Here is a 15775-nt window from a genome sequence, read left to right on the forward strand (position 1 = left end):
ATGTTTAACGCGCGCGTGGTGGCACCGAGCGGGTGCGACCGCTGCCGTCGATGGCGACGAAGACGAATACCGCCTCGGTCACTTTACGCCACTCGCTGGACAGCGGATCGTCGCTCCACACTTCGACCATCATCTGGATCGAGCTGCGGCCGATTTCCAGGGTCTGGGTATAAAAGGACAATTGCGCGCCCACCGCGACCGGCACCAGGAAGGCCATGCGGTCGATGGCGACAGTGGCTACGCGACCACCGGCCACGCGGCTGGCCATTGCGGTACCCGCCAGATCCATCTGCGCCACCAGCCAGCCGCCGAAAATATCGCCAAAGCCGTTGGTTTCGCGCGGGAGTGCGGTAATTTGCAGGGCCAGGTCGCCTTGCGGGATCGGATCTTCTTGTTCGAGCTCTATCATGCCGGGGGTGCCTCTGACCCGTGACTCTTCGTTGGTATTGCTGGTGGTAGCCGTCTTCAGGAAAAACGATTCAGCACCGAACATACTGCGTTCGTCACGTTTTCCATAGGCGTCTAAAGGGGAAACTCTGCGAAACCGGCTGATCCCGTTCAAAGGCCGGGCCAACGACGTTTTCGCACAGCAACCCCCTACAAACCGGAGCAAGGTTGCGAGTATATCGGTCGGTAGACTCCGCGACGACCATCGGGTTCTGATTTTGACCGGCAAATACGCGCCTCTATGTGCTTTTTCGAACAATTTGCTATGGTGCCGAACCTGCCCAAGCCACAGCCAGCGTTGTTGTGGCGGTAGATCCGCCTATAAGAGAAGCCCTTGCCATGACCACAGCGCCTTCGAGCCTCGCGCAGCCCGAGCAACCTGCACGCCCCCTGACCCGCAATGATTACAAGACTCTGTCGCTATCGGCCCTGGGCGGTGCGCTGGAGTTTTACGATTTCATCATCTTCGTGTTCTTCGCCACCGTGGTCGGCAAGCTGTTCTTCCCGGCCGACATGCCCGAGTGGCTGCGCCTGATGCAGACCTTCGGCATTTTCGCCGCCGGTTACCTTGCGCGGCCGCTGGGCGGCATCGTCATGGCGCACTTCGGCGACCTGCTGGGGCGCAAGAAGATGTTCACCCTGAGCATTTTCATGATGGCCGTGCCGACCCTGATCATGGGCCTGCTGCCGACCTACGCGCAGATCGGTATGTGGGCGCCGATCCTGCTGTTGTTGATGCGAGTTATCCAGGGCGCGGCGATTGGCGGGGAAGTGCCGGGGGCGTGGGTCTTCGTTTCCGAACACGTGCCGCAAAAGCACATCGGCTACGCCTGCGGCACCTTGACCAGCGGTTTGACCGCCGGCATCTTGCTCGGCTCGCTGGTCGCCACGGCAATCAACAGCATTTATACACCGGGGGAAGTCGCGGATTACGCCTGGCGGATTCCGTTCCTGCTCGGCGGCGTATTCGGCCTGTTCTCGGTGTATCTGCGCCGCTGGCTGCACGAAACTCCGGTGTTCGCTGAGCTGCAACTGCGCAAGGCGCTGGCCGAAGAAGTACCGCTGCGTGCGGTGCTGCGTGACCATCGCGGGGCGATTGCGGTCTCGATGCTGCTGACCTGGCTGCTGTCCGCCGGGATTGTCGTGGTGATCCTGATGACCCCGACCGTGCTGCAGACGGTCTATCACTTCTCGCCGACAGTGGCGTTGCAATCGAACAGCCTGGCGATCGTGTTCCTCAGCGTCGGTTGCATCATTTCCGGTGCCCTGGCGGATCGGTTTGGCGCCGGCCGGGTGTTTGTCTTCGGTTCGCTGGGCTTACTGATCAGCTCCTGGACCTTTTATCACAGCCTCGCCGATCACCCGAACTGGCTGTTCCCGCTGTATGCGTTGACCGGTCTGCTGGTCGGCACCATCGGTGCGGTGCCATACGTGATGGTCAAGGCATTCCCGCCGGTGGTGCGCTTCAGCGGGCTGTCGTTCTCGTACAACGTGGCGTATGCGATCTTCGGTGGCCTGACGCCGATGGTGGTCAGCCTGCTGCTTAAAGAGAGTGCGATGGGCCCGGCTTACTATGTGGCGGTGCTGTGCGCGATGGGGATTCTGGTGGGGGCGTGGCTCTGGAAGAAGGGGCGCTGATCCGGAATTTCCTCCAGCAGTACCGGCTCCTTCGCGAGCAGGCTCGCTCCCACATTGGAATGCATTTCAACTGTGGGAGCGAGCCTGCTCGCGAATGAGGGCGACTCGAATCATTCAGTAAAACCCGGATGCTGGCCTTTCATCCAATTGTCATATTTCAGCCATAGAGTGTTCACACGGCCTGCTGATACTTGGCCCCGACTTAACACACCCTATCTGCTAGGAGTAAGGCATGAAACTGAAGCGTTTGATGGCGGCAATGACTTTTGTCGCTGCTGGCGTTGCGACTGCCCACGCGGTAGCCGCTGGCGTTGACCCGGCAATTCCGGCTTACACCAAGGTCACCGGTGTATCGGGCAACTTGTCCAGCGTTGGTTCCGACACTCTGGCCAACCTCATGACCCTGTGGGCTGAGAACTACAAGAAAGAATACCCGAACGTAAACATCCAGATTCAGGCCGCTGGCTCCGCCACCGCGCCACCTGCGCTGACTGAAGGCACCTCCAACCTCGGCCCGATGAGCCGCAAGATGAAGGACACCGAACTGGCGGCCTTCGAACAGAAATACGGCTACAAGCCAACCGCTATCCCGGTGGCCGTGGACGCCCTGGCGGTGTTCGTGCACAAGGACAACCCGATCCAGCACCTGACCATGGAACAGGTTGACGCGATCTTCTCGTCCACCCGTCTGTGCGGCGCCAAAGCCGACGTGAAAACCTGGGGCGACCTGGGCGTGACCGGCGACCTGGCCAACAAGCCAGTGCAACTGTTCGGTCGTAACTCGGTATCCGGCACTTACGGCTACTTCAAGGAAGAAGCCCTGTGCAAAGGCGACTACAAACCTAACGTCAACGAACAACCAGGCTCGGCGTCGGTTGTGCAGTCGATCAGCTCCTCGCTGAACGGCATCGGTTACTCGGGCATCGGCTACAAGACTGCCAGCGTGAAGACCGTTGCTCTGTCGAAGAAAGGCAGCACTGACTTCATCGAAGACACCGAAGAAAACGCCCTGAACGGCAAGTACCCGCTGTCGCGCTTCCTCTACGTTTACGTGAACAAGGCCCCGAACAAGCCTCTGGCCCCGCTGGAAGCCGAGTTCGTGAAACTGGTTCTGTCCAAACAGGGCCAGGAAGTTGTGGTGAAAGACGGCTACATCCCACTGCCGGCCAAGGTTGCTGCAAAAGCACTGGCTGACCTGGGTCTGCAGGAAGGCGGCGCTGAAGTCGCAAAAAAGTAACAAACTGAGTCCGTAGTAAATACCCTTCGGACTCCACTGTGGGAGCGGGCTTGCTCGCGAAGAGGCCTTCAGATTCGGCATCTTCGTTAACTGAATAAGCGCTTTCGCGAGCAAGCCCGCTCCCACAGATTCTTCGAATTCTCTGATCCTCCTCCAGTACCCGCTGGCGGTGGATTTGCTGCGTCACTGCACTGTCATCTTTCTGTCATACAGGATCGCTAGGGTGAGCGCATGAATGATCTGGCCAATTCCCCAATGACTACGACTTCCCCTCCCAAGCGCATTGATTTCAATACGCCTGAGCTGCAACGCAAGCGCCGCATTCGCGCGCTCAAGGATCGCTTCACCCGTTGGTACGTCCTCGTTGGCGGTCTGGCGGTGCTGGCAGCCATCACCCTGATCTTCTTCTTCCTCGCCTACGTCGTTGCACCGTTGTTCCAGGGTGCCAGCCTGACCGCGAAAGAGGCCATTACCCCAGCCTGGATGCAGGACGCCGGCAAGCCGCTGATGATTTCGCTCGAAGAGCAGAATCAGGTGGCGATGCGCGTTTCCGACAAGGGCCAGGCGCTGTTCTTCGACATCGACAGTGGCGCTGAATTGAAGCGCGTCGATCTGCCGGTTCCTGCCGGCGCCAGCGTAACTTCCATTGGCGAAGATCAGCCAGGTCATCCGCTGGTGGCGGTGGGCCTGTCCAACGGCCAGGCGCTGGTGTTCCGTCACACCTATAAGGTCAGCTACCCCGATGGCAAGAAAACCATCACTCCAGCGATCGAGTTTCCTTACGGCAATACACCGATCGCGGTGAACGAAAGCGGCGGGCCACTGGAGCACGTCAGCCTCAACGCCACCGATTCGACGCTGATGCTGGTCGGTTCTACCGGTTCGCAGCTCAATGTGCTGGCGCTGACCAGCGAAGAAAACATGATGACCGGCGAAGTCACCAACGAGCAGAAGCGTATCGAGCTGCCGCAGATGACTGAACCGGTGAAAAACATCTTCGTCGACCCGCGCCAGCAATGGCTGTATGTGGTCAACGGGCGTGCCCAGGCCGACGTGTTCAGCCTGCGCGAAAAGAGCCTCAACGGTCGCTACAAACTGCTGGAAAACGCTGACGCCGAAGTCACCGCGAGCACGCAACTGGTGGGTGGCATCTCGCTGATTATCGGTGACTCCAAGGGTGGCCTGGCCCAGTGGTTCATGGCCCGTGACACCGATGGCGAACTGCGCCTGAAGCAGATCCGTACCTTCCAGATGGGCACCACGCCGATTGTTGAAATTACCGCCGAAGAGCGTCGCAAGGGTTTCGTGGCCCTCGATGCCAGCGGCAAGCTCGGCGTGTTCCACAGCACCGCGCACCGCACCCTGTTGGTCGAGCCGGTAGCCGAAGGCCAGGGCCTGTTCGGCCTGTCGCCACGCGCCAACCGGGTGATCGTCGAGGCCGGCGGCAAGCTGCAACCGCTGCTGCTCGACAACCCGCACCCGGAAGTGTCGTGGAGCGCGTTGTGGAGCAAGGTCTGGTACGAGAACTACGACGAGCCTAAATACGTCTGGCAATCGACCGCCGCCAACACCGATTTCGAACCGAAACTGAGCCTGTCGCCACTGACCTTCGGCACCCTGAAGGCGGCGTTCTACGCCATGCTGCTGGCTGCGCCGCTGGCGGTTGCCGCAGCGATCTACACCGCCTACTTCATGGCCCCGGGCATGCGCCGCAAGGTCAAACCGGTGATCGAGCTGATGGAAGCGATGCCGACGGTGATCCTCGGGTTCTTCGCCGGTCTGTTTCTCGCGCCGTATGTAGAAGGGCATCTGCCGGGCATCTTCAGCCTGCTGATACTGTTGCCGATTGGCATTCTGGTCGCCGGCTTCACCTTCAGTCGTCTGCCTGAGTCGATCCGCCTGAAAGTCCCGGATGGCTGGGAAAGTGCGCTGCTGATTCCGGTGATCCTGTTTGTCGGTTGGCTGTCGCTGTACATGAGTCCGTACATGGAGAACTGGTTCTTCGGCGGTGACATGCGCATGTGGATCTCCCACGACCTGGGCATCACCTACGACCAGCGCAACGCTCTGGTGGTCGGTCTGGCGATGGGTTTTGCGGTGATCCCGAACATCTACTCGATTGCCGAAGATGCCGTGTTCAGTGTGCCGCGTGGCCTGACCCTCGGTTCCCTGGCGCTCGGTGCCACGCCGTGGCAGACCATGACCCGCGTGGTGATCCTCACCGCCAGCCCGGGGATCTTCTCCGCGCTGATGATCGGCATGGGCCGTGCGGTCGGCGAAACCATGATCGTGCTGATGGCCACGGGTAATACCCCGGTCATGGAAATGAACCTGTTCGAAGGCCTGCGCACCCTGGCCGCCAACGTCGCGGTGGAAATGCCCGAGTCGGAAGTCGGCGGCAGCCACTACCGCGTGCTGTTCCTCTCGGCGCTGGTGCTGCTGTTGTTCACCTTCGTCATGAACACCCTGGCAGAACTGATTCGTCAGCGTCTGCGCAAGAAATACTCGTCGCTTTAAGAAAGGTAGAAGTCTGTGAAACAGAACTCCCTGAATGGATGGTTCAAGAGCGGCGCCCCGGGCGTCTGGATCAGCGGTGGCGCGGTGTCCATCGCGGTCATCATGACCATTGGCCTGCTGGCGGTGATTGCCGTGCGCGGTCTGGGTCACTTCTGGCCGGCGGACCTGATCCACGCCAGCTACGACGTACCGGGCCAGGCCAATCACCTGGTCATTGGCGAAGTGGTACAGAAAGAAGAAGTGCCGCGCGCACGCCTGAAGAGCGCCGGCCTGCCGGTGCCTGATCAGGGCCCGGAATTCATGACCCGCGAGCTGATCAAGGTCGGCAACCGTGACCTGAACGGCAACGACTTCACCTGGGTGGTCGGCGAGTGGCTGACCAAGCAGACCACGCCGCCGGAACTGATGGCGATCGAGCGTCGCGAGTGGGGCAACTTCTACGGCTACCTGGTCAACGTCAAACAGGACGGCAAGGTGATCGCCGAAGGCGAAGCGGCCTGGCCTGAGCTGCAAGCGCGGATCAACCGTGTGAACGGCCTTGCTGCCCAACTCAAATCGCTGGAAAAGACCGACATCGGTGCGATCAATGCAGGGCTGGAACGCATCCGTCTGCACGGGCGCAAACTGGAACTCGACGGCAAGCTCGACGCCACCGCGCAAGCGGACATGGACGCCGAGCGTGCCGAGCTGAACGCGCGTTATCAGGACATCGAAGCGCGTCTGAGCGATCTGCATGCGCAGTTCAACCGCGACGCGCTGACTGCCCGCGATGCCAACGGCAAAGAGATCGAAATCAGTCTGGGTAAAGTGGTTCACGCCTATCAGCCGAATGCCATGGGCACGATGACCAAGATCGGTTTCTACTTCAGCAAGGTCTGGGAATTCCTTTCCGACGATCCGCGTGAAGCGAACACCGAAGGCGGGATCTTCCCGGCGATTTTCGGCACGGTAATGATGACTTTGATCATGGCGATGATCGTCACCCCGTTCGGCGTGCTGGCGGCGGTCTACCTGCGTGAGTACGCCAAGCAGAACGCCCTGACCCGGATCATCCGCATCGCCGTGAACAACCTCGCCGGCGTTCCGGCGATCGTCTACGGCGTATTCGGTCTGGGCTTCTTCGTCTACGTGCTGGGTGGTTCGGTCGACCGTTTGTTCTTCCCCGAAGCACTGCCGGCGCCGACGTTCGGTACTCCGGGTCTGCTCTGGGCCTCGCTGACCCTGGCGCTGCTGGCGGTGCCGGTGGTGATCGTGGCGACCGAGGAAGGTCTGGCGCGTATCCCGCGCACCGTCCGTGAAGGCTCGCTGGCGCTGGGCGCGACCAAGGCGGAAACGCTGTGGAAGATCGTCCTGCCAATGGCCAGCCCGGCAATGATGACCGGGATGATCCTCGCCGTGGCCCGCGCCGCCGGTGAAGTGGCGCCGCTGATGCTGGTGGGTGTGGTGAAGCTGGCGCCGTCGCTGCCGGTGGACGGCAACTACCCGTACCTGCACCTGGACCAGAAGATCATGCACTTGGGCTTCCACATTTATGACGTCGGCTTCCAGAGCCCGAACGTCGAAGCAGCACGACCACTGGTGTACGCCACGGCGCTGCTGCTGGTGCTGGTGATCGCCACGTTGAACCTGTCGGCGGTGTGGATTCGTAATCACCTGCGCGAAAAATACAAAGCTTTGGACAGTTGATATTCCTGTGGGAGCGGGCTTGCTCGCGAAGGCGGTGGGTCAGGCGACATTGATGTTGAATGTGCCGCCCTCTTCGCGAGCAAGCCCGCTCCCACCCTAGATTGAGTACAGCCGCACCAAGCGGCTAACCGAACCGAATTTGTTAGCACAGGGAGCCTCCCATGCAGCACGAAACACATACCCACGGCATTAACATGTCGGCCCTGGGTCGCGACAAGCAGAGCCTGAGCCTTGAGCAGGAAACCGTGGCCATCGAAGTCCCGGGCCTGAGCCTGTTCTACGGCGAGAAGCAGGCGCTGTTCGACGTCAGCATGAACATCCCGAAACAGCGCGTGACCGCGTTTATCGGCCCGTCCGGCTGCGGCAAGTCCACGCTGCTGCGTACCTTCAATCGTATGAACGACCTGGTTGACGGTTGCCGTGTCGAAGGTGCGATCAACCTGTACGGCAACAACATCTACCGCAAAGGTGAAGACGTTGCCGAGCTGCGTCGCCGCGTCGGCATGGTGTTCCAGAAGCCCAACCCGTTCCCCAAGACCATCTACGAAAACGTGGTCTACGGGCTGCGCATCCAGGGCATCAACAAGAAGCGCATTCTCGACGAAGCGGTCGAGTGGGCATTGAAAGGCGCGGCACTGTGGGACGAAGTCAAAGACCGTCTGCACGACTCGGCACTCGGCCTGTCCGGTGGTCAGCAGCAGCGTCTGGTGATCGCGCGCACCATCGCCGTTGAACCGGAAGTGTTGCTGCTCGACGAACCGTGCTCGGCCCTCGATCCGATCTCGACCCTGAAAGTCGAAGAGCTGATCTACGAGCTGAAGTCCAAGTTCACCATCGTCATCGTCACCCACAACATGCAGCAGGCCGCGCGGGTTTCCGACTACACGGCGTTCATGTACATGGGCAAACTGGTGGAATTCGGCGACACCGATACCCTGTTCACCAATCCGGCGAAGAAACAGACCGAAGACTACATCACCGGTCGTTATGGCTGACAGTTGCGGTTATTCACAGAATTGACGCTGCGGCCCACCGCACCTTACCGGACGCTCCAAGGACGCCACCATGATTAGTAAAGAAGGCCTTACCCACCACATCTCCGCGCAGTTCAACGCCGAGCTTGAGGAAGTGCGCAGCCACCTCCTGGCCATGGGCGGGCTGGTCGAGAAGCAGGTCAACGACGCGGTTACCGCGCTGATCGAGGCCGACTCGGGTCTGGCCCAGCAGGTGCGCGAGATCGACGACCAGATCAACCAGATGGAACGCAACATCGACGAAGAATGCCTGCGCATTCTTGCCCGTCGTCAGCCGGCGGCGTCCGACCTGCGGCTGATCATCAGCATCTCCAAGTCGGTGATCGACCTGGAGCGCATTGGCGACGAAGCGACCAAGATCGCCCGTCGCGCCATTCAGCTGTGCGAAGAAGGTGAAGCGCCGCGCGGTTACGTCGAGGTTCGTCACATCGGCGATCAGGTGCGCAACATGGTTCGCGATGCGCTGGACGCGTTTGCCCGCTTCGATGCCGATCTGGCGCTGTCGGTGGCGCAGTACGACAAGGTCATCGACCGCGAATACAAGACCGCCCTGCGTGAGCTGGCGACCTACATGATGGAAGACCCGCGCTCTATCTCGCGGGTTCTGAGCATCATCTGGGTGCTGCGTTCGCTGGAACGCATCGGCGATCATGCGCGCAACATCTCGGAACTGGTGATCTACCTGGTGCGCGGCACCGATGTGCGCCACCTGGGCCTCAAACGCATGAAAGAAGAAGTTGAAGGTACAAGCGGCGAAACCGCTAATGTTCCGGGCAATGCTGACGATAAGTAAGATTGCCTGAGAAAAGCGCCCGGCCCTTTGGCCGGGCGTTTTTGTTTAGGGCGCCTGAATCAGGAAATCGAATTAAAAAGCAGCACCCGCGAACGAAAAGTCCCGGCGTGACTGAAGATTGTTGGCAATGTGCCATCAGTAAAAGCGGTATGCTTGCCGGGATTTTTATAGGGGTGTTGGATGAGCAAGATCAGTGTGTTGGTCGTGGACGATGCTTCGTTCATTCGTGACCTGGTGAAAAAGTGCCTGCGTAATTACTTCCCGGGGATCCGCACCGAGGACGCCGTCAACGGCAAAAAGGCCCAGGCCATGCTGGCCAGGGAAGCGTTTGACCTGGTGCTGTGCGACTGGGAAATGCCGGAAATGTCCGGCCTCGAGCTGCTGACCTGGTGCCGCGAGCAGGACAATCTCAAGACCATGCCGTTCGTCATGGTCACCAGCCGTGGCGATAAAGAGAACGTGGTGCAGGCGATCCAGGCCGGGGTTTCCGGCTACGTCAGCAAGCCGTTCACCAACGAACAACTGCTGACCAAGGTCAAGCAGGCGCTGAACAAGGTTGGCAAGCTCGACACCCTGATGAACAGCGCGCCGACCAAGATGAACTCGGCGTTCGGCAACGATTCCCTGAGCGCATTGACCGGCGGCAAGCCTGCCGTGGTCGGTGCTGCGCCGGCGGCCGCTGCTGCGGTCAATCCGTTTGCCAAACCGGCTGTTGTCGCGCCAACGCCAGCTGCTGCGCCGTCGCGCGGTTTGCTCAACAGCCCGCCGGTGCAGGCCCCGGCTGCCTCGAAAGCGCCAGTCGGTGGTCGTGGCCAGGGCCAGTTGCGCCTGCCAAGTGGCACCCAGCAATGCGTGATCAAGGCCCTGAGCATCAAGGAAGCGCTGCTGGTAGTGAAACGCACTGACACCCTGCCGCAGATCCTCGACAGCGCCGTGCTCGACCTGGAGCAGGGCGACAACGCCGAAATCGCCCGCCTCAACGGCTACCTGCACGCCATCGTTGCCCACGAGCAGAAAGCCGACAGCGACTGGCTGCAACTGACTTTCCGTTTCGTCGACCAGGATGCGCAGAAGCTCGATTACATCTCCCGCCTGATCGCCCGCGGCACGGCGCAGAAGCACTTCGTTCCGGGCGCTTGATCCTCGTCGCCTGACACACCGCCTTCGCGAGCAAGCCCGCTCTCACCTTGAAATGCATTTCATAGGTGGGAGCGAGCCTGCTCGCGAAGGGGCCATCACTTACGACATCGATTTCCCAGACCGCCCAATTTGAAACATCTGTCGACTAGCCTGGTCTGCTTCACCTGCTAGGCTCATTTCCAGGCCTTCCTTCGACAGACTCTTTGCCCATGCTCGCGCGCCTGCTGTTTTTCTGTGGTCTTTTCCTGGCCTCCACCTCGACTGTGGCCATGACCATCTACAAATCCACCGATGCCAACGGCGTGGTCTCGTACAGCGACCGGCCGAGCAAAGGCTCGCAGGTGTTCGTGTTTCAGGACCGCATGGTCGAGCACCTCGAACGTCAGGTGTACCTCGACATCAAGAAACAGAAGGGCAGCGACGTGGTGTTCGTGCGCAACGATCTGTATGCGCCGGTCGAGATTGCACTGGCGTTTACCGGCCTGAGCAATGTGCGTGGCGCTCCGGCGCAGACGATTCGCCGGGTGCTGCCGGCGCGCAGCAATACCCGGTTGGCGTTGCTGACGGCGATCAGCCGTGGTCAGCCGCTGGTGTATTCGCCGCAATTCCAGTATTCGCTGGGTGACCCCGCAGGCGCTGCGCAGAGCTATCGCTATCCGTTGCCGTGGCGGGGCGGGCCGTTCCGTCTCAGTCAGGGCGCCAACGGCCAGTACAGCCACTACGGGCCGAAGAACCGGTATGCGATGGACATCGCCATGCCGGTCGGCACGCCGATCATTGCCGCACGGGCCGGGGTGGTGGTGAAAACCGAAAATTCACAGAGCGGACGCGGTAACGATGCGTCCGGCAATTTCGTCCGGGTGCTGCACGACGACGGCACGATGGGTGTGTACCTGCATCTCAAGCAGGGCTCGGTGAGCGTACGCGAGGGGCAGCGGGTGACGGTTGGCAGCCCGCTGGCGCTGTCCGGCAATACCGGCAACAGCAGCGGCCCGCACCTGCACTTTGTGGTGCAGCGCAATACCGGGCAGGGGCTGGTGTCGATTCCGTATCAGTTCAACCAGCCACTGGGGGCGTTGCCCAACTTTGCGTTGGGCAAACAGTGATGTGTTGTATCTGTTGGCCCCTTCGCGAGCAGGCTCGCTCCCACCCTGGAATGCATTTCAACTGTGGGAGCGAGCCTGCTCGCGAAGGAATCGGCGCGGTGCCCGATCAGCCCATCAATCCAGCATCAACACCTTCGCCAGCACAATCTTCGGCCCTTTCATCTTCTTGATGATGATCCGCAGGCCTTCGACTTCCAGCACTTCTTCCTCTTCCGGCACTCGTTTCAGGGTCTCGTAGACCAGACCGGCGAGGGTTTCGGCTTCGATGTGATCCAGGTCGATTCCGAGCAGGCGTTCAACCTTGAACAGCGGCGTATCACCACGCACCAGCAGCTTGCCCGGCTGATACGCGAGGATCCCGCGCTCGGCCTTGCGGTGTTCGTCCTGGATGTCGCCGACCAGCACTTCCAGCACGTCTTCCATGGTCAGGTAGCCGATGATGTTGCCGTCGGCTTCTTCCACCACGGCGAAGTGCGAGCCGCCCTTGCGGAACTGCTCCAGCAGCTGCGACAGCGGCATGTGCCGCGACACGCGCTCCAGTGGACGGGTCAGTTCAGCCAGGTTGAACGACTCCGGAATGTGGTCCAGCGCCGCCAGCTCCAGCAGCAGGTCCTTGATGTGCAGCAGGCCGACGAACTCCTGACGTTCGCTGTCGTACACCGGATACCGGCTGAACTTGTGGCGACGGAACATCGCGAGGATTTCTTTCAGCGGCGCATTGAATTCCAGGGTGATCAGGTCTTCGCGGGAGTTGGCCCAGTCGACCACTTCCAGTTCGCCCATTTCCACCGCCGATGCCAGCACGCGCATGCCTTGGTCGCTCGGGTCCTGGCCACGGCTGGAGTGCAGGATCAGTTTCAGTTCTTCGCGGCTGTAATGGTGTTCGTGGTGCGGGCCGGGTTCGCCCTGGCCGGCGATCCGCAGAATCGCGTTGGCGCTGGCATTGAGCAGGTAGATCGCCGGGTACATCGCCCAGTAGAACAGGTACAGCGGCACCGCCGTCCACAACGACAGCAGCTCGGGTTTGCGGATCGCCCACGACTTGGGCGCCAGCTCACCGACCACGATGTGCAGGTAGGAAATGATGAAGAACGCGGTAAAGAACGAAATGCCTTTGACCACTTCCGGCGACTGCACGCCGACCGCGCTCAGCAGCGGCTCGAGAAGGTGCGCGAATGCCGGCTCACCGACCCAGCCCAGACCGAGGGAGGCGAGGGTGATACCGAGCTGACACGCCGAGAGGTACGCATCGAGCTGACTGTGTACGGTGCGCAGGATATGCCCGCGCCAGCCGTTCTTGTCAGCGATGGCCTCGACCCGGGTCGAGCGCAGTTTGACCATGGCGAATTCCGCCGCAACGAAGAAGCCGTTGAGCAAAACCAGGATCAGAGCGAAAAGAATCATGCCGAAATCGGCGAAAATCGTAGCGAGGGACAAGCCAGGGGAAGGGTCCATGATGGAGTTTTGCGGGTTCCGTGTGATTCAAAAGAGAGAAAAGTCGCGCCTGAAAGGCAGGCGCAAGTCAGCCAATGTAGCGGCTGACCTGGCGATTGCCTAGTGCGACATTACTCAGCGGTGCTGATCGCCCGTGCGCTGGCCACTTGCGCCGGAGCGAAATGACAGGTGAATGTGCTGCCGTGACCGGGCACGCTGCTGATCTCCATCCGTGCGCGGTGGCGCAGCAACACGTGTTTGACGATCGCCAGGCCCAGCCCGGTGCCGCCGGTGTTGGAGTTGCGGCTGGAGTCGACGCGGTAGAAGCGTTCGGTCAGGCGCGGCAGGTGTTTGCTGTCGATGCCGATCCCGGAGTCCTGCACGCTCAGGTGCGCGCCTTGCTCGTCGCCCCACCAGCGAATGCGGATGTTGCCCTCGGCCGGGGTGTATTTCACCGCGTTGAACACCAGGTTGGAGAAGGCGCTGCGCAGTTCCGCCTCGCTGCCCTTGAGCAGGATGCGCGCATCGGCTTCGAGAGTGATTTTCTGGTTCTTCTGCCCGGACAACTGCTGGGCGTCGCTCTTGATTGACTGCAGCAGGGCGTCGATCTGCACTGGCTGGTTGTCCGACGGGTAATCGGTGGCTTCCAGTTTCGCTAACAGCAGCAGGTCGTTGAGCAGCGTCTGCATGCGCCCGCCCTGTTGTTGCATCTGCTGCAGCGCGCGGCTCCAGCGCGGGTTCACTTCCTCGACATTGTCGAGCAGGGTTTCCAGATAGCCGCAGATCACCGTCAGCGGCGTGCGCAGTTCGTGGGAGACGTTGGCGATGAAGTCTTTGCGCATCTGTTCCAGCTGATGGATGCGCGTGACGTCTCGCACCAGCATCAGGTGTTCGTTGTTGCCGTAGCGCGTCAGGTACAGCTGAATGCGCACCCGATCATTGGTCGGCGAAGGGATTTCCAGCGGTTCGGCGTAGCTTTCCTGCTCGAAGTATTCCTTGAAGCGCGGATGCCGTACCAGGTTGGTCACCGGTTGGCCGCTGTCCTGCGGGGTCTTGAGGCCGAGCAGGGTTTCGGCAGCGCGGTTCCACCATTCCAGGTTGCCGTCGCTGTCGAGCATGATCACCGCGTCTTTGAGCGCGGCGGTGGACTCCTGCACCCGGTCGATCACCGCTTGCAGGCGCCCGCGCACCCGTTGGTCGCGGCGTTGCAGGTGGTAGATGCTGTCGAACACCTCGCCCCACAGGCCATAGCCGTCGGGCGGTGCTTCATCGGGTTGGTGCAGGCGCAGCCATTCGTGCAGACGCAACAGTTGCTTGAGCGTCCAGGCCAAGTAAATGCCCAGGCCGGCAGCGAGGCTCCAGCCGTAATAGCCGGTGATCAGGCCGATCACCAGACACGCTGTGACCAGCAACAGCATGTGGCGAATCAGGGTGCCATGCCAGTTTTGATTCACGGAAAATACGGTCCTTGTCAGCGAGTCTGGCGGTCGGATCAGGCCTTGGTGGAAAACCGATAGCCGGTGCCGCGCACGGTTTGTACCAGATTTTCGTAAGCGTCGCCGAGGGCCTTGCGCAGGCGGCGGATGTGCACGTCGACGGTGCGCTCTTCAACATAGACGTTGCCGCCCCAGACCTGATCCAGCAACTGCCCGCGTGTGTAGGCACGTTCCTGGTGGGTCATGAAAAATTGCAGCAGACGGTATTCGGTCGGGCCCATTTCGGCCGGACGGCCGTCGATGGTCACGCGGTGGCTGATCGGGTCGAGCAGCAGGCCGCCGACTTCGATTGGCGCTTCGCCATCGGTCGGGCCGGCGCGGCGCAGTACAGCCTTGAGGCGTGCGACCAGTTCGCGTGGAGAAAACGGTTTGGTGATGTAGTCGTCGGCGCCGACTTCAAGACCCTGGATCTTGTTGTCCTCTTCGCCCTTGGCGGTGAGCATGATGATCGGGATGTCCCCGGTCAGCTCGTCACGCTTGAGGCGGCGGGCCAGTTCGATGCCGGAGGTGCCAGGCAGCATCCAGTCGAGCAGGATCAGGTCCGGTTTACGGTCAACAATGATGGCGTGTGCCTGCTGCGAGTTCTCCGCCTCGAGGCAGTCATAGCCGGCCATTTCCAACGCAACGGCGATCATTTCGCGAATGGGCGCTTCGTCGTCGACGATCAGAATGCTCCTGCCAACCATGCCTTAATCCTCTTGTCATTTAACTGTCTTGCGCCGCATTAGATAACGGAATTATTGCAGTCGTGTGACAGTATTTTAGTCGCCCGGCGGTTGGCGTGATCCTGGACTAAGCTCTAAGTCCGAATCCTGACAACCACAAAAGAAGGTTTCCATGACTCAAATGACTGCTTCTTTCAAAGCTCTGCTGATGGCTGCTGCATTGGCATTGCCTGGATTAGCCATGGCGGCCGAGCCCGCCATGATGAAGGACGGCATGATGGTCGACCACAAAGGCATGACCGTTTATACGTTCGACAAAGACGCTGGCGGCAAGTCGGTGTGCAATGACAAGTGCGCCGAAAACTGGCCGCCGATGATGGCGCCAGCAGGTGCGAAGGCGGAAGGCAAGTGGACGGTGATCAAACGCGATGACGGCAAGATGCAGTACGCCTACGACGGCAAGCCGCTGTATACCTTCAAGATGGACGCCAAACCGGGTGACATGATGGGCGACGGCAAGATGGACGCGTGGCACGTGGTGCACGAGCACAAGTAAACGCAAATCCCCTGTAGGAGTGAGCC

General features: G+C 60.7%; 13 protein-coding genes. 9 read left to right on the forward strand and 4 right to left on the reverse strand.

Going from position 1 to position 15775, the window contains the following annotated elements; translation table 11 throughout:
• Positions 1-4: 4 nt before the first annotated feature.
• Positions 5-409, reverse strand: coding sequence for an acyl-CoA thioesterase (locus tag VLA07_RS09935; protein ID WP_003229628.1), 405 nt, complete (start codon positions 407-409; stop codon positions 5-7).
• A gap of 377 nt (positions 410-786) precedes the next feature.
• Between VLA07_RS09935 and VLA07_RS09940 the strand changes: the two genes are divergently transcribed.
• The 8 genes from VLA07_RS09940 to VLA07_RS09975 all read left to right on the forward strand — a co-directional run bounded on the left by VLA07_RS09940 (position 787) and on the right by VLA07_RS09975 (position 11598).
• A complete protein-coding gene (locus VLA07_RS09940; protein WP_247267161.1) occupies positions 787-2085 on the forward strand; it encodes an MFS transporter in 1299 nt (432 codons plus the stop codon).
• A gap of 232 nt (positions 2086-2317) precedes the next feature.
• Positions 2318-3322: a phosphate ABC transporter substrate-binding protein PstS gene (locus VLA07_RS09945; protein WP_086792482.1), complete on the forward strand. Its 1005-nt coding sequence runs from the start codon at positions 2318-2320 to the stop codon at positions 3320-3322.
• A 483-nt stretch (positions 3323-3805) separates the two neighbouring features.
• A complete protein-coding gene (locus VLA07_RS09950) occupies positions 3806-5839 on the forward strand; it encodes an ABC transporter permease subunit (protein WP_333989289.1) in 2034 nt (677 codons plus the stop codon).
• 15 nt (positions 5840-5854) lie between these two features.
• Complete coding sequence (gene pstA, locus VLA07_RS09955; RefSeq protein WP_007962288.1) at positions 5855-7525, forward strand: phosphate ABC transporter permease PstA; 1671 nt, start codon at positions 5855-5857, stop codon at positions 7523-7525.
• 161 nt (positions 7526-7686) lie between these two features.
• A complete protein-coding gene (gene pstB, locus VLA07_RS09960) occupies positions 7687-8520 on the forward strand; it encodes a phosphate ABC transporter ATP-binding protein PstB (protein WP_007962289.1) in 834 nt (277 codons plus the stop codon).
• A 70-nt stretch (positions 8521-8590) separates the two neighbouring features.
• A complete protein-coding gene (phoU, locus tag VLA07_RS09965) occupies positions 8591-9352 on the forward strand; it encodes a phosphate signaling complex protein PhoU (protein ID WP_003229617.1) in 762 nt (253 codons plus the stop codon).
• Between the two features lie 180 nt (positions 9353-9532).
• Entirely contained in the window at positions 9533-10492 is a 960-nt protein-coding gene (locus VLA07_RS09970; protein ID WP_027610371.1) for a response regulator, read from the forward strand.
• Positions 10493-10701: 209 nt separating this feature from the next.
• Entirely contained in the window at positions 10702-11598 is an 897-nt protein-coding gene (locus VLA07_RS09975; protein WP_027610372.1) for a peptidoglycan DD-metalloendopeptidase family protein, read from the forward strand.
• Positions 11599-11712: 114 nt separating this feature from the next.
• Here the strand turns inward: VLA07_RS09975 and VLA07_RS09980 are convergent, their stop codons facing one another.
• The 3 genes from VLA07_RS09980 to phoB form a co-directional block, all read right to left on the reverse strand.
• Positions 11713-13053, reverse strand: a complete 1341-nt coding sequence (locus tag VLA07_RS09980; RefSeq protein WP_007962298.1) for a hemolysin family protein — start codon at positions 13051-13053, stop codon at positions 11713-11715.
• 110 nt (positions 13054-13163) lie between these two features.
• A complete protein-coding gene (phoR, locus tag VLA07_RS09985; protein WP_333989290.1) occupies positions 13164-14450 on the reverse strand; it encodes a phosphate regulon sensor histidine kinase PhoR in 1287 nt (428 codons plus the stop codon).
• A gap of 74 nt (positions 14451-14524) precedes the next feature.
• On the reverse strand, positions 14525-15214 hold the full coding sequence (gene phoB, locus VLA07_RS09990; protein ID WP_003229608.1) for a phosphate regulon transcriptional regulator PhoB: 690 nt from the start codon (positions 15212-15214) through the stop codon (positions 14525-14527).
• 151 nt (positions 15215-15365) lie between these two features.
• On the opposite strand from phoB, the gene VLA07_RS09995 reads away from it, so the two are divergent.
• Positions 15366-15749: a COG4315 family predicted lipoprotein gene (locus VLA07_RS09995; RefSeq protein ID WP_330205771.1), complete on the forward strand. Its 384-nt coding sequence runs from the start codon at positions 15366-15368 to the stop codon at positions 15747-15749.
• The last annotated feature ends 26 nt before the right edge of the window (positions 15750-15775 follow it).

Source organism: Pseudomonas sp. S3(2024), assembly GCF_036861315.1.
Lineage (GTDB): Bacteria > Pseudomonadota > Gammaproteobacteria > Pseudomonadales > Pseudomonadaceae > Aquipseudomonas > Aquipseudomonas putida_A.

Excerpts from the sequence above, each read along its gene's own strand:
- pstB (WP_007962289.1), top strand. The coding sequence starts at position 7,687 with ATGCAGCACGAAACACATACCCACGGCATTAACATGTCGGCCCTGGGT.
- phoB (WP_003229608.1), bottom strand. The coding sequence starts at position 15,214 with ATGGTTGGCAGGAGCATTCTGATCGTCGACGACGAAGCGCCCATTCGC.
- VLA07_RS09995 (WP_330205771.1), top strand. The coding sequence starts at position 15,366 with ATGACTCAAATGACTGCTTCTTTCAAAGCTCTGCTGATGGCTGCTGCA.
- VLA07_RS09975 (WP_027610372.1), top strand. The coding sequence starts at position 10,702 with ATGCTCGCGCGCCTGCTGTTTTTCTGTGGTCTTTTCCTGGCCTCCACC.
- phoR (WP_333989290.1), bottom strand. The coding sequence starts at position 14,450 with ATGCTGTTGCTGGTCACAGCGTGTCTGGTGATCGGCCTGATCACCGGC.
- VLA07_RS09980 (WP_007962298.1), bottom strand. The coding sequence starts at position 13,053 with ATGGACCCTTCCCCTGGCTTGTCCCTCGCTACGATTTTCGCCGATTTC.
- VLA07_RS09935 (WP_003229628.1), bottom strand. The coding sequence starts at position 409 with ATGATAGAGCTCGAACAAGAAGATCCGATCCCGCAAGGCGACCTGGCC.
- phoU (WP_003229617.1), top strand. The coding sequence starts at position 8,591 with ATGATTAGTAAAGAAGGCCTTACCCACCACATCTCCGCGCAGTTCAAC.
- VLA07_RS09950 (WP_333989289.1), top strand. The coding sequence starts at position 3,806 with ATGCAGGACGCCGGCAAGCCGCTGATGATTTCGCTCGAAGAGCAGAAT.
- VLA07_RS09940 (WP_247267161.1), top strand. The coding sequence starts at position 787 with ATGACCACAGCGCCTTCGAGCCTCGCGCAGCCCGAGCAACCTGCACGC.
- VLA07_RS09970 (WP_027610371.1), top strand. The coding sequence starts at position 9,533 with ATGAGCAAGATCAGTGTGTTGGTCGTGGACGATGCTTCGTTCATTCGT.
- VLA07_RS09945 (WP_086792482.1), top strand. The coding sequence starts at position 2,318 with ATGAAACTGAAGCGTTTGATGGCGGCAATGACTTTTGTCGCTGCTGGC.